Origin of the sequence: Nocardioides sp. (assembly GCF_016462705.1) — a bacterium.
Taxonomy (GTDB): Bacteria; Actinomycetota; Actinomycetes; order Propionibacteriales; family Nocardioidaceae; genus Nocardioides.
On the sequence record NZ_JAEMSS010000017.1, the window covers coordinates 12,090 to 38,146 of the forward strand.

A 26,057-nucleotide genomic window follows, 5' to 3' on the forward strand; every position below is an offset into this window, starting at 1 on the left:
TCGCGCAGGCGCTGGTGATCGCCGTCCTGACGTGGCTGGTCGTGCTGGGCGTCGTGGTGGGCTCGGTCTTCGGGCGGCGGCGGTGAGGGACTCGTGGGGGAGCTGACGGTCGAGTCCACCGCCCGCGACCAGGCCGACGCCGTCCGCCGCAAGGTCGTCTCCGCGCGGGAGCTGCTCGACCTGCACCTCGACCGGATCGCCGAGCGCAACCCCGAGCTCAACGCCATCGTGTCGCTGGACGAGGAGCGGGCCCGGGAGGGCGCGGCCGCCGCCGACCGGGCGCTCGCCCGCGGCGACGAGGTCGGACCCCTGCACGGCCTGCCGTTCGCGGTCAAGGACACCCACGCGGTGGCGGGCTGGCGCACGACGTACGGGTCGCGGCTGTTCACCGACCACGTGCCCGAGACGGACGACCTGATCGTCGAGCGGGTGCGCCGGGCCGGGGTGACGGTGATCGGCAAGACCAACGTCCCCGAGCTCGCGGCCGGGTCGCACACGTTCAACACGATCTTCGGGACCACCCTCAACCCGGTCGACCCGACCCGGTCCGCGGGCGGCTCGTCCGGCGGCGCCGCCTGCGCGCTGGCGTCCGGGATGGTCCCGCTCGCCGACGGATCCGACATGGGCGGGTCGCTGCGCAACCCGGCGTCGTTCTGCGGCGTGGTCGGCCTCCGGCCGAGCCTCGGACGGGTGCCCCAGTGGCCGGCGTACAACCAGTGGGAGACGACCTCGGTCGGCGGTCCGCTGGCGCGGAACGTCGGCGACCTCGCGCTGCTGCTCTCGGTGCTCGCCGGGCCCGACCCCCGGGCGCCGACGGCGCTCGGGGACCCCGGCGCCACGTTCGCACCCCCCGTCGGCGGGTCCCTCGCGGGCGTGCGGGTGGCGCTCTCGGTCGACCTGGGCGGTGCGTTCGAGGTCGACCACGACGTGGCCGCGGTGGTCGAGTCGGCCGGGCCGGCCCTGGCGCGCGCCGGGGCGACCGTGACCGCGGCCCACCCCGCTCTCCCGGAGGCCGACGACACCTTCCGCACCCTGCGGGCGTGGCACTTCCAGGCGGCGTACGGGGACCTCCTGGCCACCCACCCGGATGCGTTCAAGCCCTCCCTGGCCGACAACATCCGGGCAGGTGCGCACCTGACGGGCGCGGACGTGGCGAGGGCGTACGCCGGCCGGACCACCCTCTCGGAGCGGATGCGGGAGTTCTTCCTCGACCACGACGTGCTGGTGCTGCCCGCCGCGCAGGTGCCGCCGTTCCCGGCGGACCAGGAGTTCCCCACCGAGATCAACGGCCGCCCGATGGCGACGTACCTCGACTGGATGCGGGCGTGCTACTACATCACCGTGACCGGATGCCCGGCGATCTCCGTGCCCTGGGGGAGCACGCCCGACGGGCTGCCCGTCGGGGTGCAGATCGTCGCCGCCCACGGGGCGGACCGCTTCCTCCTCGAGGTGGCGGCCGGGGTGGAATCGACCGCAACGTGAGCTGAGCACGACGACGGGGGGACGACGAATGACCGAGTGGCGAGATCCGGAACGGCACGTGCGCACGGGGATGCCGCCGTTCGTGGACGCCTACAACCGGGTGCGGGAGCTGATCCGGCGCGACGGTCTCGAGCCCGGTGAGCAGCTGCCCAACGAGGTGGTCATCGGCGGCGAGCTGAGCATCCGCCGCGAGCTCGCCCACGAGGCGCTGCTGCTCCTCGAGGAGGACGGGCACCTGGTGCGCGACCGGGACCGGCGCTGGTGCGTCGCGCCCGCGCCGCCGTACCCGGTCGGGTTCGCCGACGGCTTCCACCGGCAGCTCCGGGACGCCGCCACGCCGGTGCGGCGCCTGCACGCCGCGGTCGAGCGAGGTGGCAGCTGGTCACGCGAGCTGCTGCGCACCGACGAGCCGAAGCTGGTGTGGGAGACCGTGTTCGAGCTCGACGGGGTGCTGCTGGCCTCCACCCTCGAGGTGATGCCGCTGTCGGTCGTGCCCCCCGAGGTCGCGGAGGCCGACGACGAGGCCCAGCGCGACGTCGGGAGGTGGCCCACGCTCCTCGACGCGCTCGACCCGGCGCGGCGGGCCGCGATGGTGCCGATGGTGTGGCGGCTCTCGCCCGTCTCCCGCGACACCGAGCGGCTGTCCTGGATGGAGCTGCCGCTCCACGGCATGCCGGCCGTCGTCACCTCGGTGCTGGCCCAGGACGGTGCGCCGGCCTACCTGGCCAAGAACATCTTCGACCTGACGTCGTTCCAGGTGGCGGTGGATCTGCTGGGACCGCCTCAGCCGAGGTAGGTCTCCACGGTTCCCTCCGGGCGCACCTGTGCGTCGTCCGGGTTGTCGCCGTACTCCCGCTTGGCCCGTCGTTGGCGCAGCAGGTCCCAGCACTGGTCCAGCTCCACCTCGACGCGGGCCAGCCTCGCGTGCTCGTCCTCGGCCGAGATCTGCCCGGCCGAGAGCGCCTCGCGCAGCCCGTGCTCCTCGTCGATGAGCGCCTTGATCCGGGTCTGGATGTCGCCGTCGTCTGCCATGACCCCAGTCTGCAACCCGGAGTCGCCGGTGCACAGTGCCGAAGCAGGCTGACAGAGTGGGCGCATGCCTCGCCGCATCCGCATCGGCATCGACACCGGCGGCACCTTCACCGACGTCGTGGCCTTCGACGAGGACACCGGCGAGCTGGTCACCACCAAGACGCCGTCGACACCGGCCAACCCGGCCGACGGCTTCCTGGCCGGCATCGACAAGGTGCTCGACCTGCTCGGCGCGACCGGCGCCGACATCGACGCGGTCAGCCACGGCACCACGGTCGCGACGAACCAGCTGCTCGAGGGCAAGGTCGACCGGCTCGGGTTCATCACCAACACCGGCTACGAGGCGATGCTCGAGATCGCCCGGCAGTCGGTGCCCGACGGCTACGGCAACTCCTACTTCTGGGTGAAGCCGCCCCGGATCGTCCCGCGCGACCTGGTCAAGGGTGTCGAGGGCCGGCTCGACGTGAACGGCGACGAGGTGCGGCCGTTCGACGAGGCCGGGGCCCGGGCGGTCGCCCGCTGGTTCCGGGACCAGGGTGTCGACACGCTCGGCGTGTGCTTCCTGCACTCCTACGCCGACCCGGTGCACGAGGAGCGGATGCGCGCGGTGCTGCTCGAGGAGCACCCGGACGCCGTGGTCTCCCTGTCGAGCCAGGTGCTGCGCGAGTACCGCGAGTACGAGCGGGCGATGACCACGCTGGTCGACGCGGCGGTCAAGCCGCGGCTCTCGGCGTACGTCACCAACATCAAGGCGCGTCTGGAGGCCTACGACGACCGGACGATCCCGTTCTACGTCATGAAGTCCAACGGCGGCGTGCTGTCGGCCGACGAGGTCGTCCACCAGCCGATCACGACCGTGCTGTCGGGTCCGGCGGCCGGGGCGCTGGGCGCGGCGCTGATCGCCGAGGTGGCCGGGTTCGACCGGGTGCTGACCTCGGACGGCGGTGGTACGTCGACCGACGTGTCCGTGGTGATCGACGGCGAGCCGACGCTCACCACCGAGGGCACGGTGGGTGCGTTCCCGTCGAAGATCCCGATGATCGACGTGGTCACGGTCGGCGCCGGCGGCGGCTCGATCGCGTGGCTCTCGCCGGAGGGGACGCTCAAGGTCGGCCCGCAGTCGGCCGGAGCCGACCCCGGGCCGATCTGCTACGGCAAGGGTGGCACCGAGGTGACCATCACCGACGCCCACGTCGTGCTGGGCCGGATCCCGCCGCACCTCCTGGGCGGCGAGATCCCGCTCGACGTGGACGCCGCGCGGGCCGGCGTGGAGGCGCTCGCCGAGCAGCTCGGCCTCTCGCTGGAGGCGTGCGCCACCGGCGTCCTGGAGATCTCGGCCTGGAACCAGGCCAACGCGCTGCGCCAGGTCACCGTCAAGCGGGGTCTGGACGTCCGCGACTTCACCCTCACGACGTTCGGCGGCTCCGGCTCGCTGCTGCTGTGCCGGCTGATGGACGTGCTCGGCATTCCCACGGTGCTGGTCCCGCCCAACCCGGGCAACGTCTCGGCGTTCGGGCTGCTGACCGTCGACGTCAAGAACGACTACGTGCAGACCCACGTGGCGCTCGCCGACGCCCTCGAGCCGGCGACGGTCGCGACGGCGTACGACGAGCTCACCGGGCGGGCCGCCGACGCGCTCGCTGCCGAGGGGTTCGCGCCGGAGCAGCACCAGTTCGTCCGGACCGCCGACCTGCGCTACTTCGGGCAGGCCTTCGAGGTGCGGGTCCCGGTGCCGGACGGCGCCGTCGACGCCGGCGTGCTCGCCGAGGTCGCGGGTCGGTTCCACGCCGAGCACAAGGCGCTCTACGGCTACGACTTCTCCGGCGACACGACCCAGCAGGTCGAGTGGGTCAACCTGCGGGTCTCCGGCATCGGGCCGATCAAGCGGCCGGAGATCACGCGCCACGAGATCTCCGGGAGCTGGGAGATGGGCTGGCCGGCACCGAGCCGGCCGGTCTGCTTCGACGCCGAGATCGGGTTCGTCGACACCTGGGTCGTCCCGCGTGCCGACCTCCGGCCGGGGCAGGGGATGCCGGGTCCGGTGATCATCGAGGAGTTCGGCTCGACGGTGCCGGTCCATCCCGGTTTCGAGGTCCGCGTCGACGAGTACCTCAACCTGATCGTGACCAGGAGCGAGTCGTGACCGAGTCGAGAAGGGCGCCCACCCAGTTCCCCTACGGCCACCTCACCGCGGACGCCGGCGCGAGCGCCGACCCGGTCCTCGTCGAGATCGTCCAGGGGTCTCTGGCGAGCGTCGAGATGGAGGTCGAGACCGCGATCGGGCGGACCAGCCGCAGCCCGATGATCCGGGACGCCCACGACTTCCGGGCCGGCATCCACGACCGGCTGCTGCGCAAGCTGACGGGCCGCTCGTACTCCGCGCTCGTGCACCCGGTCGCGCGGGACTTCCCGCTCGAGGAGATGCGGCCGGGGGACGTGTTCTTCCACAACGACGTCTACCGCTCCGAGGGTGGCATCGGGCACCTGCCCGACCTGTGCGTGACGGTGCCCGTCTTCTCCGAGGGCCGTGTGGTCGCGTTCGTCCAGGCGTTCGGCCACCACGACGACATCGGCGGCGCGGTGCCCGGCTCGATGCCCTCGCACGCCACGAGCGTCTTCGAGGAGGGACTCATGGTCCCGCCGATCCGGCTCTGGGACGCAGGCGTCCCCAACCGCGCGGCGCTGACGATCATGACCCGCAACTCCCGGATGCCGGAGTCGCTGGCGGCCGACCTCGACGCCGAGTGCTCGGCCTGCCTCATGGGTGCCCGGCGGCTGGGCGAGCTCTTCGACAGGTACGGCGTGGAGACCGTCGAGTCCTGCTTCGACGCGATCCTGGCGCGGACGACCGAGACCTACCGCCGCGAGATCCTCGGCAAGATCCCGGTCGGCACCTGGGTGTGGGAGGACTACGCCGAGCACGACGGCGTCGACGAGCCGATGCTGCACACCCAGCGGATCACGCTGACCCGGACGGCCGCCGACGACCCGGACGGCGAGCGGCTGGTCCTCGACTTCGACGGCACGTCACCCCAGGCCAAGGGGCCGATCAACCACGTCGGCGACGCCAGCGACGGCGTCTTCCTCAAGAAGTGGCTGGCGCCGATCCTGCGCAACCTCGCCGACACCCCGGAGCGGATGGCCGAGCTCGACGTCAACGAGGGTGTCGTGCCGCTCATCGAGATGCGCTTCCCGCCTCCGGGCACGCTGCTCACGCCGGTCTTCCCGGCGCCCACCAACGCCCGCACGTTCGTGATCCTGCGGCTGCTCGGCGTCCTGGCGGGGGTGATCGCCAAGGCGGTCGACGGCCGGATGCCGGCCGACCAGGAGACGATCCGCTACACCGGCGTCTACGGCGAGGACCTCGAGGGCCGGCCCTACCTGATGCGGGAGGTGCTCGGCGGCGGCTCGGGCGGCCGCTACTACGCCGACGGCGAGGACACCATCCACGTGGTCCCGGACTCGCGGAACCTGCCGACCGAGTTCACCGAGGCGCGCTTCCCGTTCCGGGTGGAGGCGCTGTCGCTCGCGGTCGACAGCGGGGGAGCGGGCCAGTTCCGCGGCGGCCTGGGCTACGAGAAGCACATCCGGATGCTCAAGGACGGCCACTTCATGTCCATCGCGGACCGGTCGATCCTGGCCTGCTGGGGCGTCCGCGGCGGCAAGGCCGGCAGGCCGTTCGAGGTCGTGATCGACCCGGGCGGCCCGAACGAGCGCGAGGTCGACGCCCTCGCCGACGCCGAGCCCGTGGTCGCCGGCGAGGTCATCCGGATCCGCACCACCGGTGGCGGCGGCTGGGGCGACCCGCTGCAGCGCGACCCGGCCCTGGTCGTCCGCGACGTGGTCTGGCGCAAGGTGTCGCCGGAGGCGGCCCTTTCGGCGTACGGCGTCGTGCTGACCGGTTCGCTGGACGACGACTCGCTGTCGTACGACGAGGAGGCGACCGTCGCGGAACGGGCCGGGCGGCCCGCGCGGACCGACGTGTTCTTCGACCGCGGACCGGGCTACGCACGGCTGTCCGGTGGCGCCGCGCACGCCGACGTGGACGTCCGGTGACCGGCCGGCCGCCGCTGGCCGAGGCGCTGGACCTGGACCCGCACCCCGAGGGGGGTTGGTTCCGCCAGACGTTCGCGCCGTCCGAGACCGTCACCCTGCCCGACGGCCGGATCCGGCCCCTGGCGACGCTCATCCACTTCCTGCTCACCGCCGGGGACTCGTCGGCCTGGCACCGGGTCACCTCCGACGAGGTGTGGCTCGCCCACCTCGGCACCGTCCGTCTCCAGCTCGGTGGCCGGGCCGGGACGCCGGCCGACGGCGAGGTCCTGCTCGTCGGCACCGGCGCCGGCGAGCTGACCCAGGCACTCGTGCCCGGCGGCACCTGGCAGCGCACCCTGCCCGGCGAGGCGGACGCGCTGGTCAGCTGCCTGGTGACCCCCGGGTTCGACTTCGACGACTTCGAGCTCGCCTAGCTCTCAGAGCCAGGTGTTCGCCGTCCACGAGCCCGCCACCACGCCGGCCGCGGCCAGGACGAGGTAGACCAGCCACCACTGGTTGCGACTCAGCGGGGCGCCCTTCACCGGCTCCCGGTCGTAGAGCCGCTGCCAGGGGCTCATCAGGTAGAGCCCCGGCACGGCGAAGAGCAGGAACATGCCGGCGCCGACGACCCAGCCCAGGACCCAGCCGTCGTCGCCGCCCTGGGCGAAGAGCTGGACCGAGAGACCGCCCAGCGTGAAGGTCCAGTAGGGCACGACCAGGTTGGGCGCGCCGACGCCGAGAGACACCATCGTGCCGGCCAGCGCGACGACGAGCGACACGAACATCCCGACCAGGATCAGCGAGGTCGTGTGGTGGGGGCAGGGGTTGGCGATCACGTAGGGCCCGCCCGTCGCGCAGCTGTACCCGGCTGCCATCTGGGCCCACGACCCCACGAGGAACCAGGTGATGGTGACCGCCAGCAGCAGCACCGCGGCCACCGTCAGCAGGGAGCGGGTGCGCACCGACATGGCGGCACTCTGGCAGATGCTGCACCGGCGAATCGCCCCGCCGGCGGGTTAGGTTGCCGTGATGGCCCTCACCGAGACCGACCTGGTGCACCTGCGCCGCTGCGTCGAGCTGGCGCGCGAGGGGCTGGACGACGGCGACGAGCCGTTCGGCTCGCTGCTGGTCGACGCCGCGGGAGAGGTCCGTTTCGAGGACCGCAACCGGGTCAAGGACGGAGACGAGACCCGACACCCCGAGCTCGAGATCGCCCGGTGGTCGGCGGCGCACCTCACCGCCGGCGAGCGTTCGACCGCCACGGTCTACACCTCCGGCGAGCACTGCCCGATGTGCTCGGCCGCGCACGGCTGGATGGGGCTCGGCCGGATCGTCTACGCCGTCTCCTCGGCCCAGCTCGGCGCGTGGCGTGCCGAGTGGGGAGTGCCGGCCGGACCCGTGCTGCCACTCCCGGTCCAGGCGGTCGCACCCGGCGTCCCGGTCGACGGCCCCGCGCCCGAGCTGGAGGCCGAGATGCGTGAGCTGCACAGGCGACTGGCCGAGGGGCGTGCGGGCTACTCACCGCTGGCCGGGTCGGTCGGCCCTCGCGTAGGTTCGATCGGGTGAGGGTGCTGCTGGCGTTGGGCGGCAACGCGATGACCAACGCCGACGGCCGGGCCCGGCCCGAGGACCAGATCGCCGCCGCGCAGGTCGCCATGGCCGCGGTCGCCGACCTGCTCGCCCAGGACGTCGAGGTCGTGATCACCCACGGCAACGGCCCGCAGGTGGGCAACCTGCTGGTCAAGAACGAGCTCGCCGCCGCCGTCGTCCCGCCGGTGCCGCTCGACTGGTGCGGTGCCCAGACCCAGGCGACGCTCGGGTTCGTGCTGATGAACGCCCTGGAGAGCGCGCTGGCCGAGCACGGCCTCGCCCGGCGTACCGCTGCGCTGGTGACCCGCACCAGGGTCGACGCCGACGACCCGGGCTTCGAGAAGCCGACCAAGCCGATCGGGCACTTCCTCCCGGCCGACCAGGCGCTGGTGCTCGTGGAGCACGGCGAGACCTGGGAGGACCGCGGGGACAAGGGCTGGCGGCGGGTGGTCGCCTCGCCGGAGCCGGTCGAGATCCTGGATGCCCCCGCCGTGCAGTCCCTGGTGGCCGACGGCTTCGTCGTCGTCGCGGCAGGCGGCGGCGGGATCCCGGTCGTCCGCGACCCCGACGGCTCGCTGCGCGGGGTCGAGGCGGTCATCGACAAGGACCTCGGCGCCGCGCTGCTGGCCAGGACCGTCGACGCCGACGTGCTCGTCATCGCGACCGACGTCCCGCACGCCGTGCTGCACTACGGCACGCCCGAGGCCGCCGACGTCGGCACGGTGCCGGTCGCCACCATGCGCGAGTACGCCGCCGCCGGCCACTTCGCCTCCGGCTCGATGGGACCCAAGGTCGACGCGGCATGCCGGTTCGTCGAGCAGGGCGGCGCCCGGTCCGTGATCACCGACCTGGCCCATCTCACCGCCGCGATCAACGGGGACGGGGGCACGGTCGTCGTACCGTCCTCCGACCAGACCTGAGAGGATCACCGGATGCCCGACGCCATCGAAGTACGCAAGGTCCCGATCCACTCCGTCGCCGACGCCAGCGAGCTGGCCAAGCTCATCGACGACGGGGTCCTCCACGCCGAGCGCGTGGTCGCCATCATCGGCAAGACCGAGGGCAACGGCGGGGTCAACGACTACACCCGGATCATCGCCGACCGCGCGTTCCGCGAGGTGCTGGTCGAGAAGGGCGCCCCCGCCGACCAGGTCAAGCAGGTCCCGATCGTGTGGTCCGGCGGCACCGACGGCGTGATCAGCCCCCACGCGACGATCTTCGCGACCGTCCCGCCCGAGGACGTGACGCCGTCCGACGAGCCCCGGTTGACCGTCGGGTTCGCGATGAGCGAGCAGCTGCTGCCCGAGGACATCGGCCGCACGCCGATGATCACCAAGGTCGCGGACGCCGTGAAGGTGGCGATGGAGAAGGCCGGCATCACCGACCCGGCCGACGTGCACTACGTGCAGACCAAGACCCCGCTGCTCACCATCCACACCATCCGCGACGCCAAGTCGCGCGGCAAGACCGTGTGGACCGAGGAGACGCACCAGTCGATGGACCTCTCCAACGGCTGTACGGCGCTCGGTATCGCCGTCGCCCTCGGCGAGATCGACATGCCCAGCGACGACGACGTGATGCACGACCGGTCGCTGTTCTCCAGCGTCGCGTCGTGCTCCTCCGGTGTCGAGCTCGACCAGGCGCAGGTGGTCGTGGTCGGCAACGCCCCCGGCGTGGGAGGCCGCTACCGGATCGGGCACTCGGTGATGACCGACGCCCTCGACCAGGACGGCATCTGGAACGCCATCCGCGACGCCGGTCTCGAGCTCCCCGAGCGACCGCACACCAGCGACCTCGACGGCAGGCTGGTCAACGTCTTCCTCAAGTGCGAGGCGTCCCAGGACGGCCAGGTCCGTGGTCGCCGCAACGCGATGCTCGACGACTCCGACGTGCACTGGCACCGCCAGATCAAGGCCTGCGTCGGCGGCGTGACCGCGGCGGTCACCGGCGACCCGGCGGTCTTCGTGTCGGTCTCCGCGGCCCACCAGGGCCCGGACGGCGGCGGCCCGGTCGCCGCGATCGTCGACCTGGGCTGACCCCGGTCGTCGGTCGAGGAGCTCGCGCAGCGAGCGTCTCGAGACCTCCGCAGCGTTGGCTGGAACTGGATGCAGGCGGGTCCCAGCGACGGCTTGCGAGGTTTCGAGACGGCGCTAGCGCGCCTCCTCAACCAACGGGGGGCTCAGGAGTCCAGCCACTCCCGGATCGCGTCGTTGTGCTCGCCCAGCGTCGGTGGCGGGTCGTGCGAGGAGCGGCCGCCGGAGAAGGCGTTGTCGTCGAACCGCAGCGGTGAGCCGGGCAGGTCGATCGGGCCGAGGGTCGAGTGCTCGACCGAGAGCAGCAGGCCCTGCGACAGGGCCTGGTCCCAGGAGTAGACGTCGTCCATCGAGCGGACCTTGCCGGACGGGACGCCGGCCTCGGCCAGGAGCCGGAGCCAGTGCTCGGCGGGCTGGTGGGCGAAGTGCGACTCGAGCCGCTCGACGAGGTCGTCGCGGTGGGCGACCCGCTCCGGGTTCGTGGCGAAGCCGTCGTCCTCGGGGTCCCACTGCAGCGCCCCGCACAGCGCCCGCCACAGGCCCTCGGAGCCGCAGGCGATCTGGATCGGCGCGCTGGCGGTGGCGAACATGCCGTACGGCGCGATCGAGGGGTGGTGGTCGCCGGCCAGGCCGGGCACCTCGCCGGCGACCGTCCAGCGGGTCCCCTGGAACGCGTGCACGCCGACCATCCCGGCCAGCAGCGACGTACGCACCACCCGGCCGCGACCGGTGCGGGCCCGCTCGGTGAGCGCCGCGAGCACGCCGATGGTGCCGTTCATGCCGGCGATCAGGTCGGCGATCGGCACGCCCACCTTGGTGGGCTGCTCGGTGCCGGTGATCGACATCAGCCCGCCCTCGCCCTGGGCGATCTGGTCGTACCCCGCCCGGCTGGCCTCCGGCCCGTCGTGCCCGAACCCGGTGATCGACAGGACCACCAGCCGGGGGTTGAGGTCGTGCAGCCGCGAGACCGGGAACCCGAGCCGGTCGAGCACGCCCACCCGGTAGTTCTCCATCAGCACGTCGGCCCGCTCGACGAGGCGGGCGAGCACGTCGCGGTCGGCCTCGGACTTGAGGTCGAGGACCAGCGACTCCTTGTTGCGGTTGGCCGAGAGGAAGTACGTCGACTCCCGGACCGTCGAGCCGTCGTCCGCGTCCTGGGGCGGCCCGACGAACGGCGGGCCCCAGGACCGGGTGTCGTCACCGGCCGGGGGCTCGACCTTGATGACCCGCGCACCGAGGTCGCCGAGCGTCATCGCGGCGTGCGGGCCTGCCAGCGCGCGGGTCAGGTCGAGCACGAGCAGGCCGGACAAGGGCGCGACCTGGTCGCCGGGCTGGTCGCCGGGCTGGTCGTCGGGCTCGTCATCGGGCATACGGCCACCGTACTGACGCGTAACCCCGGCCGCCGTCCGCTCGTTGGACCGCCGATCTGCCCGCCTCGGAACGGGCAGCAGACCCGGAGGATCCAGATGACGTTCGTTCGATCGACGACGGCACGCCTGGCCGGAGCGATGACGCTCCTCGCCTCGTCCGTCCTCGGCGTCGCGGTGGCTACCGCGCCCGCCGCCAACGCCGCCCCCACCTGGGCACCAGCCGCCACCGCTGAGATCACCCCCGGCGTGCAGATGTACACCGAGGGCGCGCAGTGCACCGGCAACTTCGTCTTCACCGACAGCGCGAACAACGTCTACGTGGGCTACGCCGCCCACTGCGCCGGCATGGGTGCCGCGACGGACACCAACGGCTGCCTCAACGAGTCGGTCCCGCTCGGCACCACGGTCACCTTCAACAAGGGCGGCAGCCTCGTCAGCGAGGGCACCCAGGTCGGCAGCGGCACGCTCGCCTACTCCTCCTGGCGCACCATGCGTGCGCTCGGCCTGTCCACCGACTCCAACGAGTGCGCCTACAACGACTTCGCCCTGGTGAAGGTCTCCGAGGCCGACAAGGGCAAGGTCAACCCGTCCATCCCGTTCTGGGGCGGCCCGACCGGCATCGACACCGACGGCACCGCCGCCGGCGACCGGGTGTGGAGCTACGGCAACTCCAGCCTCCGCGGCGGCGTCACCGCGCTGTCGCCCAAGACCGGCATCAGCCTCGGCGACAACGCCGCCGACGGTGGCTGGTCGCACCCGCTCTACACCCTGACGCCCGGCGTCCCGGGTGACTCGGGCTCGGCGTTCGTCAGCGCCGGCGGCAAGGCGGTGGGCACCCTGTCGACGCTGGGCCTCGCGCCGCTGCCGCTGTCCAACAACATCGGCGACCTGGCCAAGGAGCTCGCGTTCGCCCAGGCCCACTCGGGCATCGCGGGGCTGACGCTGGTCAACGGCACCGAGCCGTTCGACCCCATCCTGTGACGCACGGCCTCTAGCTCGTACCCACGAGGGTCTGCCCGTCCCCGGCTCCGGCCGGGGGCGGGCAGCGCTAGTTTTCGGACGTGGACGCTGAACCCGGGAACGCCCGCGAGGACTGGGTCGAGGCGGTGCTGGCGATCGTCGAGGCCGTCCCGCCGGGCCGGGTGACGACCTACGGCACCATCGCGCAGACCCTGGGCCGCCACGGCGCCCGCCGGGTCGGCAACGTGATGGCCACCCACGGCGGTGGCGTGCCCTGGTGGCGGGTCGTGCGCGCCGACGGGTCGCTGCCGCCGAGCCACGAGGGCGAGGCGGGCGAGCACTACCGGGCCGAGGGCACTCCTCTGAAGAAGTCCGGTGCGATCGACATGCGCGAGGCGTTCTGGGAGCCCGGGGAGGCCTGATTCCTGTGCAGTCTGTGGACAGAGCTGTGGAACCAGAAGAATGTCGGCCGCACCCCTTGCGCGTGGGCCGGTGGTGGGCGTAGAACTCTCTTACCCAGTTCCTTCGGGAGCTGGATAGGAAGGCCTCTTGCAACTCATACTTGCGAGAGGCCTTCCGTCTTTTCCGGGGTTTCGAGACGCCGCCTCGTTACGCGTCAGTAGTGACCCAGACTGGTCCGCATGCTCTACGAGGTGATGCACGGCATCGTGCCGCCCCTCATGCGAGCGGTGTGGCGCCCGACGGTCGTCGGCCTCGAGCACGTCCCGGACACCGGCGGCGTCATCCTGGCCAGCAACCACCTCAGCTTCGTCGACTCGGTCGCGATCCCGGCGGTGGTCAAGCGCAAGGTCGTCTTCCTCACCAAGTCCGACTACTTCACCGGTACCGGGCCCAAGGGCCTGGTGTCCCGGGCGTTCTTCGAGGGCCTCGGCATGCTGCCCGTCGACCGCGACGACAGCAAGGCGGCGATCGCCAGCCTGCAGACCGCGCTCGAGGTGCTGGGGCGGGGCGAGGCGTTCGGGATCTACCCCGAGGGCACCCGCTCCCGCGACGGGCGGCTCTACCGCGGCCGCACCGGCGTCGCGCACCTCGCGCTGACCGCCGGGGTGCCCGTCGTCCCCGTCGGGCTGACCGGGACCGAGCACGTGATGGCGGTCGACTCCAACCGGCTGCGCGTCGTGCCGGTCACGATCGAGTTCGGGAAGCCCATCGACTTCACCGGCCGGTTCGACGGCGTCCCGCTCGGCCGGGCCCGGCGGCAGGTGACCGACGAGGTGATGGCCGCGATCCGGGCCATCACCGGCCAGGTCGAAGCGGGTGTCTACAACGACCGGCCCGTGGCGTGAGGGCATGATCCGCCGACTCGCCGTGGTCGTGTGCCTCGCGCTCGCCGGACCTGGCGTCGTGCTGCCCGCGGACGCGTCTCACGGTCGCGTCTCGGACCCGAGCCCGACGGCCCACGTCTTCCTCGTGCTGCGCAAGCCGCTCGGTGAGGCACCCCTCGGCGCGCTCTTCATCCGGGGCACCTCGGTCGACGGATCCCGCATCGACCTGGGCGCCTCGGTGCGCCTGGCGGGTACCCCCGTGTCAGCCAGGTCGTTCGAGGCCTCGGCGATGAGGCTGAGGTTCGTGGTCCGACCGGTCGGCGGGGGCGACGTCTCGACCGGTCGAGCGTCGATCACGTTCGACTCCCCGTACTCCTTCAGGCCGGGGATCACCAGCCTCAGCCTGTCGCGGAGCGAGTTGGACCAGCTGTTCGCCGCCTTCGGCGACCGTCGGTCGACGGCGCCCGCGTCCCGGCGGCGCGGGCACCCGAAGGAGAAGCCGAGGCGTGCATCGCTCGACGGCTACGTCACCCACGTCGGCGCCCGGAAGGCAACCGGTTCCGGAACTCTCATCACTGCCCTCGGACCGGAGATAACGGCGGCCGGCGGGACGTTGACCTTGCTGGGTCTCCGGATCGACGCCCGGACGATCAAGGTGGATCGCCTGCGGCTGCGGTTCTTCGGGACCCACGACGGCGCGAGGCGCCGAGGCAGCCTCACCATCCGGCTCAGGCAGCCGGAGGTGGTGACCCGCGGGCTGACACAGCTGTTCCTCAACGGGGCCGAGGCGGCCCAGTTCTACGACGCGATGGCGACGAAGCTCCACCAGCCGAGGAGCAGGCCGGCCGCGCCGAGCACGCCGTAGGCCGGCAGCCACCAGACCGCAGGGCCCTGACGGGTCTGCCGGAGCTGGGACACCATGAACACGAACGCCGGCAGCGCCATCGCCCAGAACAGGACGCCGCAGACCAGCCAGCTCCAGACCACGTCGGGTCCGATGAACGCGTACTCGAGGAAGTTCCACCCGAGCGACCCGAACAGCCCGCCCCACATCGGGACCAGCAGGTTGGGGGCGCCCACACTGCTCGCCGAGACCGTGCCGATCATCGCGAAGATGATGAGCGCCGGGATCGCGACCGCGATCAGGATCGACCCGTCCGGGCACGGCTGCGCGCTGACGTAGGGCCCGCCGTCGGCGCACGAGCCGCCCACGTTCATCACGGCCCGCATCGACAGGTAGGTCCAGGTGAGGCTCACCGCGACGACCAGGACGGACGCGACGGTGACGGCCGCCGCCCGGGGCGAGACCCGGGCCGCCGCCGGGGCTTCCGTGCTCATGCCCCAACTCTGGCAGAACCCGCGGGCGGATCGGCGTCTACGATGCCCGCCGTGAGTCTCCGACGTGCCGTGTCCCTGCTCTTCGTCGTCCCGCTCCTGGTCGCCTGCGGTGGCGACACCGATGCGGACGACCCGTCCGGCTCCGACGGTTCCGGCTCCGGCACCGCTGGGAGCCCGGACGCCACGGACGGTCCCAGCGTCACCGAGGACGCGGGCGGTGTCCCGGACGCCTGTTCCCTGGTCTCGACCGACGAGGTCACCATGGCGGTGGGGACGACGGTCTCCGACGGCGTCGGCGGGGACGGGCCGGTCGCCACGGGCGGGTCCCAGTCGACCTGCACCTGGCGCGGCGTCGAGGACCCGTCGGCGAGCGCGATGATCACCGTCTACACCGACGCGAGCGCCGCCGACTCGGTGCGCGAGGACGACTCGGCACCGGTGCCCGAGCTCGGCGACGACGCGTTCGTCGGCCCGTTCGCCAGCGTCTGGGCCTACGCGGGCGAGGGCTCGTTCACCGCGCAGTGGTACGACTTCAGCGGGTCCGACGAGGAGAACCTGCCCAGGAGCACCGCCCTGGCCCTGCTGGTCCGCGAGGCGCTCTGATCCCTGGGTCCTGGCCCTGTCGGGACCGGGTGGTCGAATGGCCACTGTGACCTCAGGGACCCCCGGGACCTCCGCGCCGGCGTACCGCCTCGTGCGGCCGCCGGCGACGGCGGCGGTTCCTGAGCTCGACGAGCCGCAGCGGCGGGTGGTCGAGCACCCCGGCGGTCCGCTCCTGGTGCTCGCCGGTCCCGGGACGGGCAAGACGACGACGTTGGTCGAGGCGATCGTGCGGCGGATCGAGGAGGGCGCCCACCCCGACTCGGTGCTCGCGCTCACGTTCTCCCGCAAGGCCGCCGAGCAGCTGCGCGACCGGGTCGCGGCCCGCGTCGGCCGCACCATGTCGGCCACGATCGGCTCGACGTTCCACTCGTTCGCCTACGGGCTGATCCGCGCCTACGCGCCCGCGGAGCTCTACCTCGGCCCGCTGCGCCTCCTGTCGGCCCCGGAGCAGGACGTGGTCCTGCGCGAGCTGCTCCAGGACCACCCGGAGTCGGTGCGGTGGCCCGACGGGCTCAAGGCGGCGCTCGGGACCCGCGGGTTCGCCCGTGAGGTCCACGCCGTGCTGTCGCGGGCCCGCGAGAAGGCGCTGGACGGCGAGGCACTCCAGCGGCTGGGCGAGGACAACGGACTGCCCGAGTTCGTGGCCGCGGGGCTGTTCCTCGAGCAGTACCTCACGATCCTCGACGAGCGCGCCGCCGTCGACTACTCCGACCTGATCCGCCGCGCGACCATCGAGGCCACCCTGCACCGTGACGAGCTGCGGGCGCGCTACGCGCACGTGTTCGTCGACGAGTACCAGGACACCGACTCCGGCCAGGTCGCGCTGCTCCAGGCGCTGGCCGGCGACGGCCGCAACCTGGTCGCGGTCGGCGACCCGCACCAGTCGATCTACGCGTTCCGCGGCGCCGAGGTCCGCGGCATCCTCGACTTCCCCGGTGAGTTCCCCGCCGAGGACGGGACGGCAGCGCCTGTGGTGGCGCTCGGGACGACCCGCCGGTTCGGGCCGCGCATCCTGACCGCCGCCCAGCGGGTGGCCGGCCGGATCGGCCTGCCCGGCAGCATCCCGGTGGAGGCGCGCGAGGCGTTCCTGTCACCGGTCGCGGTCACCGGTGGGCACGGCGAGGGCCGGGTGGTCGTGCGCACCTACGACAGCGACCGCAGCGAGGCCGAGCACCTCGCCGACCTGCTCCGCCGTGCGCACCTCGAGGACGGCATCGGCTGGGACGAGATGGCGGTGCTCGTCCGCTCGGGCCGCGCGTCCATCCCGCCGCTGCGCCGGTCGCTCGGCGCCGCCGGCGTACCGGTCGAGGTGGCCAGCGACGAGGTGCCGCTCGTCCGGGACCCGGCCGCGCTCCCGCTGATCGACGCCCTGCGCGTCGTGCTCAACCTCGACAACGACGACCCGGACCACGTCGACCACATCGACGCGGCGCGTGCCGAGGCGATGCTCACCGGGCCGCTCGGCGGGCTCGATGCCGGCGACGTACGGCGCCTCGCCCGCCAGCTGCGCACCCGGGAGAAGGAGGTCGCGCACGCGGAGGCGCGGCTGCCGCTCCACTCGCGAGAGCTGGTCCGCCGAGCCGTCCTCGACGTCGGCACCCTCGACGGGCTGACCGGCGCCGAGGTGCAGCGGGCCCGCGCCGTCGGCGACCTCGTCCGGTCCGTCCGTGACCAGATGGAGGCCGGTGCCACCGCCGAGGAGCTGCTGTGGGCGCTCTGGGACGGCACGTCCTGGCCGCGCCGCCTCCGCCAGCGGGTCGAGTACGGCGGCGCCGCAGCCCGGCGCGCACACCGCGACCTCGACTCGATCGTGGCGCTGTTCGAGGCCGCGGCGCGTGCCGAGGAGACCCGGGACCACGTGGGGGTCCGCGAGTTCCTGGCGACGCTGGTCGCCCAGCAGATCCCCGCGGACACCCTGGCGGAGCGGGGTGCCCGCGGAGCCGCCGTCCGGCTGCTCACCGCGCACCGCGCCAAGGGGCTCGAGTGGCGGCTGGTGGTCGTCGCGCACGTGCAGCAGGACGGCTGGCCGGACCTGCGCCGCCGGTCCAGCATCCTCGGCGCCGACCGGATCGGGCCGTCCGGCCTGGTGCCGCCGACGTCCGCCCGCGAGATGCTGACCGAGGAGCGCCGGCTGTTCTACGTCGCCTGCACCCGCGCCCGCGAGCGCCTCGTCGTCACCGCCGTCGCGTCGACCGAGGACGACGGAGACCAGCCGTCCCGGTTCCTCGAGGAGCTCGGCGTGACCGTCGAGCAGGTCGTCGGCCGGCCGCCGCGGACGCTGTCGCTCGCGGGCCTGGTCGCCGAGCTGCGGCGCACCCTCACCGACCCCGACGCCGGCGACGCCATGCGGGGCGCTGCCGCACGCCGGCTGGCCAGGCTGGCGGGCGAGAGGAGTGGAGACCGGCAGCTGGTGCCGATGGCGGACCCGTCGACCTGGTGGGGCACCCGGTCGGTCAGCAGGTCGGTCCAGGACATCCGCCCGCCCGACCGGCCGGTGCCGGTCTCGGCCAGCATCGTCGACGCGATGGACGTCTGCCCGACGCGCTGGTTCCTGGCCCGCGAGGCCGGCGGCGTCGCCCGCCAGCACCAGTCGGCCAACGTCGGCGAGATGGTGCACGCGCTCGCGCAGCGGGTCGCGGCCGGCGAGCTCCAGCCCGGACCGGACGGGGTCGAGCAGCTCATGGGCCACGTGGAGAAGGTGTGGGACCGGCTCGAGTTCCGCACGCCGTGGGCCAAGGCTCGCGAGCTGGAGCGGATCCGGATGGCGCTGGCCCGGTTCCTGTCCTGGCACCACAGCAACCCCCGCACGGTCCTCGGCGTCGAGGAGGGTTTCCGCGCGCTGATCGAGCTGCCCGACGGAGAGACCGTGCGGCTCGACGGCTACGCCGACCGCATCGAGCTCGACGGCGACGGTCGGGTGGTGGTGGTCGACCTCAAGTCCGGGCGCACCAAGCCCTCGGACAGGTCCGTGCTCACCAACGTCCAGCTGGGGCTCTACCAGCTGGCCGTCGACCACGGTGCCGCCGACGGCCTGGTCGGCGAGGACCGGCAGGGTGTCGCCGGCGGTGCGGAGCTCGTGCAGCTCGGCCTGCCCGGCGACACCGACCTCGCGACCGTCCAGGCACAGCCGGTGCAGGCGGACGACGGCACCGCGCGCGACGACCTCCGCGGTCGGCTGCAGCGGGCGGCGTCGCTGCTGCGCACCGAGAGCTTCCCGGCGACCGCCGGTCAGCACTGCCGCGACTGCGACTTCGTGCCGCTGTGCCCGGTCAAGAGCCGCGGGTCGGTGATCTGACCGTGAGCGCAGCCCCGATCCACCCCCCGGCACGGCCCGCGGTCCGCCTCGACACGCCCGCCGACCTCGCGGCGGCGATGCGCGCGCCCTGGCAGGCCAGCGAGCAGCAGTGGGCCGCGATCACCGCCCCGCTGTCGCCGGCCGTCGTCATCGCCGGCGCCGGCTCGGGCAAGACCACCCTGATGGCCGCCCGGGTCGTCTACCTCGTGCTCACCGGCGCGGTTCGCCCCGACCAGGTGCTCGGCCTCACCTTCACGACCAAGGCCGCGACCGAGCTCCGCGGCCGGATCCGGCAGGCCCTGACCGACGCGGGCGCACTCGACGACAGCGACGCCGGCGACGGCGGGGACGACCGGGAGGACGTGCTCGAGCCGACCGTCGCGACCTACAACGCCTACGCCGCCGGGCTGCTCACCGACCACGGGCTCCGGATCGGGCACGAGCCGGACACCCGGGTCATCACCGACGCGGCCCGCTACCAGCTCGGCGCGCGGGTGGTCGACCGCTACACGGGCGAGATCAGCTTCCTCAGCGACCACCCCCAGACGGTGATCCAGAACCTGCTCGACCTCGACGGCGCGATGAGCGAGCACCTCGTCGGGCCCGACGACGTGCGACGCGTGGACGCCGAGGCGCTGGCGCGGTTCCAGGCCGCCGCCGACGAGGAGCGGGCCGGCAAGAACCGGGTCACCTACGTCCGGGAGATCGAGAAGGCCGCCAACGCGATCGAGCGGCGCTCCGAGCTGCTCGGGCTGGTCGCCGGCTACCGCCGGATGAAGTCCGACCTGGGTCTCATGGACTTCTCCGACCAGATCGAGCTGGGTGCGCGGCTGGCCCGGCTGCAGCCCGAGGTGGGCGTCGCCGAGCGCGAGCGGTTCAAGGTCGTCCTGCTCGACGAGTACCAGGACACCTCCGTCGCCCAGGCCACGATGCTGTCGCGGATCTTCGGTGGCGGGCACGCGGTCACGGCGGTCGGGGACCCCAACCAGGCGATCTACGGCTGGCGGGGCGCGTCCGTCTCCAACATCCTCGGCTTCGCCGAGACGTTCCCCGCGCGCGCCGACGGGCCCGGTGAGCCCGGTGATTCCGGTGAGTCCGGAGAGCTGGGCGTGCCCGTCTACCCGCTGACCGTCAACCGGCGTTCGGACCGGCGCATCCTGGCCGTCGCCAACCGGCTCGCCCGCCCGCTCTACGACGCCACGACCGCGGTCCGGCCGCTCGAGCCCAAGCCCGAGGCGGCCGAGGGCGTCGTCACCACCCGGGTCTTCGAGACCCAGCACGACGAGCTCGGCTGGCTGGCCGACGCGGTCCGCGAGGTCCACGGCACCCGCGACGCCGAGCGCTGGTCCGACATCGGCGTGCTCACCCGCGACAACGCGCACGCGGCCGAGGTCTTCGACTCGCTGACCGACGCCGGGATCCCCGTGGAGATCGTCGGACTCGCGGGACTGCTGCGGCTCCCGGAGATCGCCGAGGTGGTCGCGGTGCTCCACCTCCTCAAGGACGTCACCTCCAACGCCTCGCTCCTCACCCTGCTGACCGGGCCACGGTGGGCGATCGGACCGCGCGACCTCAAGCTGCTCGGCGACCGCGCGCGCGAGCTCGCCGGAGGCCGCGGACGGTCCGCCGCACCCACGTCGATCGACGACCACCTCGTCGAGATCGCCGACGGCATCGACCCCGCCGAGATCCCGTGCCTCGACGACGCGCTGCGCGACCCGGGCGACGCGCCGTACTCCGCGGAGGCACTCGAGCGGTTCGCCCTGCTCGCCGCCGAGCTGCGGACGCTGCGCTCCTACGTCGGGGAGCCGCTGCTCGACCTGGTCCGGCGCATCGTCGAGACCACCGGGGTCGACGTCGAGCTCGCCTCGGTCGTGTCACCCTCGGCGGCCGCCCGGCGCGACAACCTCGACCTGTTCGTCCGCGCGGTCGCGGACTTCCAGGCCGTCGACGGCGACGTCACCCTCGTCGCGCTCCTGGCCTACCTGACCGCCGAGGAGGAGGAGAGCAAGGGCCTGGAGATCGTGGCGCCGTCGGCCGCCGACTCGGTCAAGCTGCTCACCGTCCACCGCGCGAAGGGCCTGGAGTGGGGGACCGTCTTCCTCGTCGGGGTGTGCGCCGGGCGCTTCCCGAGCGCGCAGTCCCGCACGCTCTGGACGTCGTCGCCCGCGGTGCTCCCGGCCCCGCTGCGCGGCGACGCGGCCGACCTGCCCCAGCTGCGTGGCTACGACAAGGCGGCCCTGGACGACTACCGCGCCGAGACCAAGAAGCACGAGGCCACCGAGGAGCTGCGGCTCGGCTACGTGGCGATGACCCGTGCCGCGCACCGGCTCTCGGTCACGTCGTTCTGCTGGAGCCCGCGGGCGACGCCGTTCGGGCCCTCGGCCTACCAGCTCGAGCTGCGCGACCAGCTCGCGGAGTGGGGTGAGCCCGTCACGGAGTGGCTCGACGCCCCTGCCAAGGGCGATCCGCACCCGTACGCCGACCAGGACCCGTCACGGCCCTGGCCGCCGACCGGTGTCAGCGCCGAGGTCGAGCGCCGGGTCGCCGCCGCCGCGCTCGTGCGAGCGGCCGACCCGCTGGCCGACGACGAGGACCTCGACATGGTCGAGAGCGCCCGGGTGGCCGACTGGGACGACGAGGTCGAGCGGCTGCTCGTCGAGGCCCGGTCGGAGCGCAGCCCCGAGATCGAGGTTCCGCTGCCCGGCAGCCTGTCGGCGACGTCCCTCCTGCGGCTGCGTGAGGACACGGACGCGTTCGCCCGCGAGCTGGCCCGGCCGATGCCGCGGCCGCCGTCGCGCGCGGCCCGCTTCGGCACCCTGTTCCACGCCTGGGTGGAGGGACGCTTCGCGCAGCAGCCGCTGCTCGACCCCGACGACCTGCCCGGCCGCGGGGACCTCGGCATCGACGACGAGGCCGAGCTGGACGAGGTGATCGCGGCGTTCGAGAAGGGCCCGTTCGCCGACCGCGCGCCGTACGCCGTCGAGGCGTCGTTCGCCCTCGTGCTCGACGGCCAGGTCGTCCGCGGCCGGATCGACGCCGTCTACGAGGAGGACGACGGCGCGTTCCTGGTCGTGGACTGGAAGACCAACAAGCAGGCCACCGCCGACCCGCTCCAGCTCGCGATCTACCGGCTCGCCTGGGCCGAGCTCACAGGCGTCCCGGTCGAGCAGGTGCGGGCGGCGTTTCACTACGTGCGGACCGGTCGGACCGTCGAACCGGACGACCTGCCCGACCGTCAGGCGCTGGAGGCGATGCTCTCGCTCTGACCGGCCCGGTCCAGCCATGCCGCGACACCTCGCGCGGCCACCCGGCCGGCCCGGTTGGCCCCGATGGTGCTGGCCGAGGGCCCGTAGCCGACGAGCTGGACCCGCCGGTCGGCCACCGCGGTCGTGCCGTCGAGCTGGATCCCGCCGTGCGGTGAGCGCAGCCGCAGCGGTGCCAGGTGGGCGACCGCCGGGCGGAACCCGGTCGCCCACAGGACCGTGTCCGCCCGCCACAGGCAGCCGTCGGCCATCCGGACGCCGTCGGGCTCGAGGGCGGTGAACATCGGGTGCCGGTCGTACGCTCCGAGCCGGTCGGCCTCGCGCTCCTGCTCCCGCAGTGCCAGGCCCGTCACGCTCACCACGCTGGCGGGCGGCAGCCCCCGGCGTACCCGATCCTCGACCAGCGCGACCGCGGCCCGGCCGATCTCGGGTGTGAAGTCGTCGGTGCGCCACACCGGCGGGCGGCGGGTGAACCACCGGGTGCCGGCGGCGACCGGGGCGATCTCCCCGAGCAGCTGCACCGCGGACGCGCCGCCGCCGACGACCACCACACGAGCGCCGCGGAACGACCCGGGCCCGTCGTAGTCGTGGGTGTGCAGCTGGCGTCCCCGGAACCTCGACCTGCCGGGGTAGGCCGGCACGAACGGCTGCGACCACGTCCCGGTGGCGTTGACGACCGTGCGCGTCGTCCACGCGTGCCGCCCCGCCCGCACCTCGAGCAGGTCGTCCTCGACGGGGACCACCTCCTCGACCCGCACCGGCCGTTCGACGGGCAGGTCGTGTGCGCGCTCGTACGACGCGAAGTAGGCCGGGACCACCACGTTGGCCCGGCCCTCGGCCTCGGGCGGCGGCTCCGAGCCGGGCAGCGCGGCGACGCCGTGCACGTCCCGCATCGTGAGCGAGTCCCAGCGGTGCTGCCAGGCGCCGCCCGGGGAGTCGTCGCCGTCCAGCACGACGTGGGTGACTCCGCGCCGAGCCAGGTGGTAGGAGGCGGACAGCCCGGCCTGGCCCGCGCCGATCACCACCGAGTCCAGGACGGGCATGCCGGGTCAACGCCGGCGCCGGCCCGGATAGTCCATCGGGAAGGATGTCGTGCCGTGACCGACCAGCGCACCGCCGAGCTCTACGCCTCCTGGCGGGGGCTCGCCGACCGGGGCGAGCCGATCGAGATCGGCTACTCGCGGACCCGTGGCCGGCTCGAGGTCGGCGCCGGGACGGCGGTGCTCTGTCTGTCCGTCTGGGCGGCGGTCGCCCTCACGCCCGGTGCGGGGCTGTTCGGGCTCGCGGCCGCGGTGCTGGCCGGGACCGGGTGGCGACGGCTCCACGTCACCGAGCCGGCGGTGGTCATCTCACCGGCCGGTGTCTGGACCTCGGCGCTGGCGGTGCTCGTGCCCTGGGGCGTGATCGGTGAGGCGCGCACCGCGGGCAACCCGTCCGTCGTGCTCATGGTGGACAAGGACTGGGCCCGCGGCAACCTCGGTCACCTCTCGTCGCTGCGCCGGTACGCCATCGAGACGGGCCGGCACGAGCTGGCCGCACTGCCGCTGCCGCGCCACCTGGCCGTGCCCGACTTCGAGCTCGGCGTGTGGATCACCGCCCGGGCGCAGGAGGGCGGGCTCAGCTGATGCTGGTCCCGGACGCAGTGCCGGCCGCCAGTGCGATCTCGACCATGTCGCCGAAGGTCTGCTCGCGCTCGGCGGCCGTCGTCTCCTCGCCGGTGACGATGTGGTCGGAGACCGTGCAGATGCACAGCGCCTTGCGGCCGTGGCCGGCCGCGATCGTGTAGAGCGCGCTGGCCTCCATCTCGATCGCGAGGCAGCCGTGCTGGACCATCGGGCCGAGGAGCTCGGGCCGGGGGGAGTAGAACGAGTCGCCGCTGAAGATGAGGCCCACGTGGACGTTCGAGCGGTCCCCGGCGGCCGAGACCGCGGCCGACAGCAGGCCGAAGTCGGCCACGGGCGCGTAGTCGAGACCGTCGAACCGGATCCGGTTCATCGACGAGTCGGTGCAGGCGCCGGAGGCGATGATGACGTCGCGGATCGCGACCTTGTCCGTCAGCCCGCCGGCCGACCCCACCCGGACGACCGACTGCACGTCGTACTCGCGGAACAGCTCGGTCGCGCAGATCGCCAGCGACGGCTGGCCCATGCCGGAGCCCTGGACCGAGACCGGGTGCCCGCGCCAGGTGCCGGTGAAGCCGAGCATGCCGCGGACCTCGGTGTAGCACTCGGCGTCGTCGAGGAACGTCTCGGCGATCCACTTGGCGCGCAGCGGGTCCCCGGGCATCAGGACGAGCGGGGCGATCTCGCCGGGCCGGGCTCCGATATGGGTGCTCACCGCAGGGACCCTAGTCTCAGGACCGTGGAGTTCGCGCACCAGCAGATGGCGGCCGACGCGCACGACCGGGTGGCCGTACGCCGTGCGGACGAGGCCTGGCTCGAGGAGCGCTGGGCCGACCCGGGGACCCGCGTGCTGGTGGTCGCCGGGACCCGGGTCCGCCCGGTGGACGGCGCCGTCGAGTGGGTGTCCCCGGCCGAGGCACCCGAGGGGCTGCGGGTGCTGCTGGGAGAGCGGGAGGGCCGGGCCTGGTTCGCGGTCGTCGCCCCCGCGGAGGGCGCGTCGGTCGACGCCGGGTGGTACCCGCTGCGTGGCCTGCTGCCGCACCTGGCCGGCGCGGCCGAGGGCGAGCTGTCGGGGGCGCCGCTGGTCTTCCACGCGCTCGGCCTGGCCGAGTGGCTCTACGCCACCCGCTTCTGCCCGCGCTGCGGCGGCACGCTCGAGGTGCGCAAGGCCGGCCACGAGCTGGTGTGCACGTCCTGTGGCAAGTCGCAGTTCCCGCGGACCGACCCCGCCGTGATCATGATCGTCGCGGCCGGCGAGCCCGGCGCCGAGGACGAGCGCTGCCTGCTCGGCCGGCAGGCGGTGTGGCCCGAGGGCCGCTACTCCACGCTGGCCGGCTTCTGCGAGCCGGGGGAGACCCTCGAGGACGCCGTACGCCGTGAGGTGCTGGAGGAGACCGGCGTGGTGGTGGGCCGGGTCGACTACTTCGGCAACCAGCCGTGGCCGCTCCCGGCCAGCCTGATGATCGGGTTCGTCGGCCGGGCCGAGACTCTCGAGATCACCGTCGACGAGGACGAGATCGAGGACGCCCGCTGGTTCACCCGGGCCGAGATGAAGGCCGAGGCGGAGGCGGGCACGCTCGTGCTCCCGGGTGGTGTCTCGATCAGCCGGTCACTCGTCGAGCACTGGTTCGGCGGCGAGCTGCCGGGCCAGTGGTGACGCTCAGCTGGCCAGCGCGGCCAGCTTGTCCTTGACCTGCAGCACCGACGGGTTCGTCATCGAGGTGCCGTCGGCGTACACCAGCGTCGGGACGGTCTGGTTGCCGCCGTTGGCCGACTCCACGATGGCCGCCGCCTCGGGGTGCTGCTCGATGTCGACGACGTCGAAGGCGATGCCCTCGCGCTCGAGCTGGCTCTTGAGCCGGTGGCAGTAGCCGCACCAGGGCGTCGAGTACATCGTGAAGCTGCTCATCGTGGAAGTGTCCCCTCGGACGTCTAGGGTCGGGTGTCGTCCGATCCAACCACCTGACCTGGAGTGTTGTTCCACCATGGCTGCGCCCGATCTCCTGTCCGCGCTCGACCCCGAGCAGCGCGCGGTGGCCGAGACCCTGCGCGGGCCGGTCCGGGTGCTCGCCGGGGCCGGGACGGGCAAGACCCGCGCCATCACCCACCGCATCGCCCACGGCGTCGCGACCGGCGTCTACGCCC

25 protein-coding genes are annotated in these 26,057 nt (G+C 73.2%); 18 read left to right on the forward strand and 7 right to left on the reverse strand.

Translation table 11 applies throughout. The annotated features are described in order from the left end of the window. Window positions 1-93: 93 nt before the first annotated feature. Both JHD21_RS03730 and JHD21_RS03735 read left to right on the forward strand, forming a co-directional pair. The gene (locus JHD21_RS03730) at window positions 94-1,482 is read left to right on the forward strand and encodes an amidase family protein (protein ID WP_292671739.1); all 1,389 of its coding nucleotides are present in this window, start codon (window positions 94-96) and stop codon (window positions 1,480-1,482) included. Window positions 1,483-1,510: 28 nt separating this feature from the next. Beyond that, entirely contained in the window at window positions 1,511-2,278 is a 768-nt protein-coding gene (locus tag JHD21_RS03735) for a GntR family transcriptional regulator (protein WP_292671740.1), read from the forward strand. Here JHD21_RS03735 and JHD21_RS03740 read toward each other — a convergent pair. After that, on the reverse strand, window positions 2,266-2,514 hold the full coding sequence (locus JHD21_RS03740; RefSeq protein ID WP_292671742.1) for a DUF2630 family protein: 249 nt from the start codon (window positions 2,512-2,514) through the stop codon (window positions 2,266-2,268). The genes JHD21_RS03735 and JHD21_RS03740 overlap by 13 nt on opposite strands. A 64-nt stretch (window positions 2,515-2,578) precedes the next feature. Here JHD21_RS03740 and JHD21_RS03745 point away from each other — a divergent pair, with 64 nt between their 5' ends. From JHD21_RS03745 to JHD21_RS03755, 3 genes are read left to right on the forward strand one after another with little or no spacing between them, the layout of a single operon-like run. After that, window positions 2,579-4,657 carry a hydantoinase/oxoprolinase family protein gene (locus JHD21_RS03745; protein ID WP_292671743.1) on the forward strand — a complete coding sequence of 693 codons (2,079 nt, stop codon included), beginning with the start codon at window positions 2,579-2,581 and terminating at the stop codon, window positions 4,655-4,657. Beyond that, window positions 4,654-6,570 carry a hydantoinase B/oxoprolinase family protein gene (locus JHD21_RS03750; RefSeq protein ID WP_292671745.1) on the forward strand — a complete coding sequence of 639 codons (1,917 nt, stop codon included), beginning with the start codon at window positions 4,654-4,656 and terminating at the stop codon, window positions 6,568-6,570. Before JHD21_RS03745 ends, JHD21_RS03750 begins: the two co-directional genes overlap by 4 nt. Further along, window positions 6,567-6,983, forward strand: a complete 417-nt coding sequence (locus JHD21_RS03755) for a cupin domain-containing protein (protein ID WP_292671746.1) — start codon at window positions 6,567-6,569, stop codon at window positions 6,981-6,983. The genes JHD21_RS03750 and JHD21_RS03755 overlap by 4 nt, the downstream gene beginning before the upstream one ends. A gap of 3 nt (window positions 6,984-6,986) precedes the next feature. Here JHD21_RS03755 and JHD21_RS03760 read toward each other — a convergent pair whose 3' ends face one another. Further along, window positions 6,987-7,517, reverse strand: coding sequence for a hypothetical protein (locus JHD21_RS03760; protein ID WP_292671748.1), 531 nt, complete (start codon window positions 7,515-7,517; stop codon window positions 6,987-6,989). Window positions 7,518-7,578: 61 nt separating this feature from the next. Between JHD21_RS03760 and JHD21_RS03765 the strand changes: the two genes are divergently transcribed. From JHD21_RS03765 to JHD21_RS03775, 3 genes are read left to right on the forward strand one after another with little or no spacing between them, the layout of a single operon-like run. Continuing rightward, complete coding sequence (locus JHD21_RS03765) at window positions 7,579-8,115, forward strand: nucleoside deaminase (RefSeq protein ID WP_292671750.1); 537 nt, start codon at window positions 7,579-7,581, stop codon at window positions 8,113-8,115. After that, the gene (gene arcC / locus JHD21_RS03770) at window positions 8,112-9,059 is read left to right on the forward strand and encodes a carbamate kinase (RefSeq protein ID WP_292671751.1); all 948 of its coding nucleotides are present in this window, start codon (window positions 8,112-8,114) and stop codon (window positions 9,057-9,059) included. Before JHD21_RS03765 ends, arcC begins: the two co-directional genes overlap by 4 nt. A gap of 12 nt (window positions 9,060-9,071) precedes the next feature. Beyond that, entirely contained in the window at window positions 9,072-10,175 is a 1,104-nt protein-coding gene (locus JHD21_RS03775; protein ID WP_292671753.1) for a ring-opening amidohydrolase, read from the forward strand. Between the two features lie 143 nt (window positions 10,176-10,318). Here JHD21_RS03775 and JHD21_RS03780 read toward each other — a convergent pair whose 3' ends face one another. Further along, window positions 10,319-11,542, reverse strand: coding sequence for a CoA transferase (locus JHD21_RS03780; protein WP_292671755.1), 1,224 nt, complete (start codon window positions 11,540-11,542; stop codon window positions 10,319-10,321). Window positions 11,543-11,638: 96 nt separating this feature from the next. Here JHD21_RS03780 and JHD21_RS03785 point away from each other — a divergent pair, with 96 nt between their 5' ends. From JHD21_RS03785 to JHD21_RS03800, 4 genes are all read left to right on the forward strand, one after another. Continuing rightward, on the forward strand, window positions 11,639-12,523 hold the full coding sequence (locus JHD21_RS03785; RefSeq protein ID WP_292671756.1) for a hypothetical protein: 885 nt from the start codon (window positions 11,639-11,641) through the stop codon (window positions 12,521-12,523). 80 nt (window positions 12,524-12,603) lie between these two features. Further along, window positions 12,604-12,924, forward strand: a complete 321-nt coding sequence (locus tag JHD21_RS03790; protein WP_292671757.1) for an MGMT family protein — start codon at window positions 12,604-12,606, stop codon at window positions 12,922-12,924. A 219-nt stretch (window positions 12,925-13,143) separates the two neighbouring features. Beyond that, window positions 13,144-13,809, forward strand: coding sequence for a lysophospholipid acyltransferase family protein (locus tag JHD21_RS03795; RefSeq protein WP_292671758.1), 666 nt, complete (start codon window positions 13,144-13,146; stop codon window positions 13,807-13,809). A gap of 4 nt (window positions 13,810-13,813) precedes the next feature. Next, window positions 13,814-14,653, forward strand: a complete 840-nt coding sequence (locus JHD21_RS03800) for a hypothetical protein (RefSeq protein ID WP_292671759.1) — start codon at window positions 13,814-13,816, stop codon at window positions 14,651-14,653. Here the strand turns inward: JHD21_RS03800 and JHD21_RS03805 are convergent. Then, a complete protein-coding gene (locus JHD21_RS03805) occupies window positions 14,587-15,126 on the reverse strand; it encodes a hypothetical protein (RefSeq protein ID WP_292671761.1) in 540 nt (179 codons plus the stop codon). The two genes, JHD21_RS03800 and JHD21_RS03805, sit on opposite strands and share 67 nt — an antisense overlap. A 51-nt stretch (window positions 15,127-15,177) precedes the next feature. On the opposite strand from JHD21_RS03805, the gene JHD21_RS03810 reads away from it, so the two are divergent. The 3 genes from JHD21_RS03810 to JHD21_RS03820 are packed head-to-tail and all read left to right on the forward strand — an operon-like array spanning window position 15,178 to window position 22,293. Further along, the gene (locus JHD21_RS03810) at window positions 15,178-15,729 is read left to right on the forward strand and encodes a hypothetical protein (protein ID WP_292671762.1); all 552 of its coding nucleotides are present in this window, start codon (window positions 15,178-15,180) and stop codon (window positions 15,727-15,729) included. Window positions 15,730-15,775: 46 nt separating this feature from the next. Beyond that, window positions 15,776-19,024, forward strand: coding sequence for an ATP-dependent DNA helicase (locus JHD21_RS03815; protein WP_292671764.1), 3,249 nt, complete (start codon window positions 15,776-15,778; stop codon window positions 19,022-19,024). Between the two features lie 2 nt (window positions 19,025-19,026). Next, entirely contained in the window at window positions 19,027-22,293 is a 3,267-nt protein-coding gene (locus tag JHD21_RS03820) for an ATP-dependent DNA helicase (protein WP_292671766.1), read from the forward strand. On the opposite strand, the gene JHD21_RS03825 is transcribed toward JHD21_RS03820, so the two are convergent. Then, window positions 22,263-23,333 carry an NAD(P)-binding domain-containing protein gene (locus JHD21_RS03825; protein WP_292671767.1) on the reverse strand — a complete coding sequence of 357 codons (1,071 nt, stop codon included), beginning with the start codon at window positions 23,331-23,333 and terminating at the stop codon, window positions 22,263-22,265. The genes JHD21_RS03820 and JHD21_RS03825 overlap by 31 nt on opposite strands. Window positions 23,334-23,387: 54 nt before the next feature. On the opposite strand from JHD21_RS03825, the gene JHD21_RS03830 reads away from it, so the two are divergent. Beyond that, window positions 23,388-23,915, forward strand: a complete 528-nt coding sequence (locus JHD21_RS03830; protein ID WP_292671768.1) for a hypothetical protein — start codon at window positions 23,388-23,390, stop codon at window positions 23,913-23,915. Here the strand turns inward: JHD21_RS03830 and deoD are convergent. Next, complete coding sequence (deoD, locus tag JHD21_RS03835) at window positions 23,908-24,627, reverse strand: purine-nucleoside phosphorylase (protein ID WP_292671770.1); 720 nt, start codon at window positions 24,625-24,627, stop codon at window positions 23,908-23,910. The genes JHD21_RS03830 and deoD overlap by 8 nt on opposite strands. 24 nt (window positions 24,628-24,651) lie before the next feature. Here deoD and nudC point away from each other — a divergent pair, with 24 nt between their 5' ends. Next, window positions 24,652-25,569 (forward strand): NAD(+) diphosphatase, encoded by a 918-nt coding sequence (gene nudC, locus JHD21_RS03840; protein ID WP_292671771.1) that lies wholly within the window; start codon window positions 24,652-24,654, stop codon window positions 25,567-25,569. Window positions 25,570-25,572: 3 nt separating this feature from the next. On the opposite strand, the gene JHD21_RS03845 is transcribed toward nudC, so the two are convergent. Next, on the reverse strand, window positions 25,573-25,821 hold the full coding sequence (locus JHD21_RS03845; RefSeq protein ID WP_292671773.1) for a mycoredoxin: 249 nt from the start codon (window positions 25,819-25,821) through the stop codon (window positions 25,573-25,575). A 76-nt stretch (window positions 25,822-25,897) separates the two neighbouring features. On the opposite strand from JHD21_RS03845, the gene JHD21_RS03850 reads away from it, so the two are divergent. Then, window positions 25,898-26,057 (forward strand): UvrD-helicase domain-containing protein (locus JHD21_RS03850; protein ID WP_292671776.1); only part of this gene is annotated, 160 nt, incomplete at its 3' end.

What these genes read in the sequence shown, in the direction of transcription:
- JHD21_RS03795 (WP_292671758.1), top strand. Translation starts at nt 13,144, where the DNA reads ATGCTCTACGAGGTGATGCACGGCATCGTGCCGCCCCTCATGCGAGCG.
- JHD21_RS03735 (WP_292671740.1), top strand. Translation starts at nt 1,511, where the DNA reads ATGACCGAGTGGCGAGATCCGGAACGGCACGTGCGCACGGGGATGCCG.
- JHD21_RS03745 (WP_292671743.1), top strand. Translation starts at nt 2,579, where the DNA reads ATGCCTCGCCGCATCCGCATCGGCATCGACACCGGCGGCACCTTCACC.
- JHD21_RS03780 (WP_292671755.1), bottom strand. Translation starts at nt 11,542, where the DNA reads ATGCCCGATGACGAGCCCGACGACCAGCCCGGCGACCAGCCCGGCGAC.
- JHD21_RS03845 (WP_292671773.1), bottom strand. Translation starts at nt 25,821, where the DNA reads ATGAGCAGCTTCACGATGTACTCGACGCCCTGGTGCGGCTACTGCCAC.
- JHD21_RS03785 (WP_292671756.1), top strand. Translation starts at nt 11,639, where the DNA reads ATGACGTTCGTTCGATCGACGACGGCACGCCTGGCCGGAGCGATGACG.
- JHD21_RS03800 (WP_292671759.1), top strand. Translation starts at nt 13,814, where the DNA reads ATGATCCGCCGACTCGCCGTGGTCGTGTGCCTCGCGCTCGCCGGACCT.
- JHD21_RS03775 (WP_292671753.1), top strand. Translation starts at nt 9,072, where the DNA reads ATGCCCGACGCCATCGAAGTACGCAAGGTCCCGATCCACTCCGTCGCC.
- JHD21_RS03760 (WP_292671748.1), bottom strand. Translation starts at nt 7,517, where the DNA reads ATGTCGGTGCGCACCCGCTCCCTGCTGACGGTGGCCGCGGTGCTGCTG.
- JHD21_RS03805 (WP_292671761.1), bottom strand. Translation starts at nt 15,126, where the DNA reads ATGAGCACGGAAGCCCCGGCGGCGGCCCGGGTCTCGCCCCGGGCGGCG.
- JHD21_RS03765 (WP_292671750.1), top strand. Translation starts at nt 7,579, where the DNA reads ATGGCCCTCACCGAGACCGACCTGGTGCACCTGCGCCGCTGCGTCGAG.
- JHD21_RS03740 (WP_292671742.1), bottom strand. Translation starts at nt 2,514, where the DNA reads ATGGCAGACGACGGCGACATCCAGACCCGGATCAAGGCGCTCATCGAC.
- JHD21_RS03825 (WP_292671767.1), bottom strand. Translation starts at nt 23,333, where the DNA reads ATGCCCGTCCTGGACTCGGTGGTGATCGGCGCGGGCCAGGCCGGGCTG.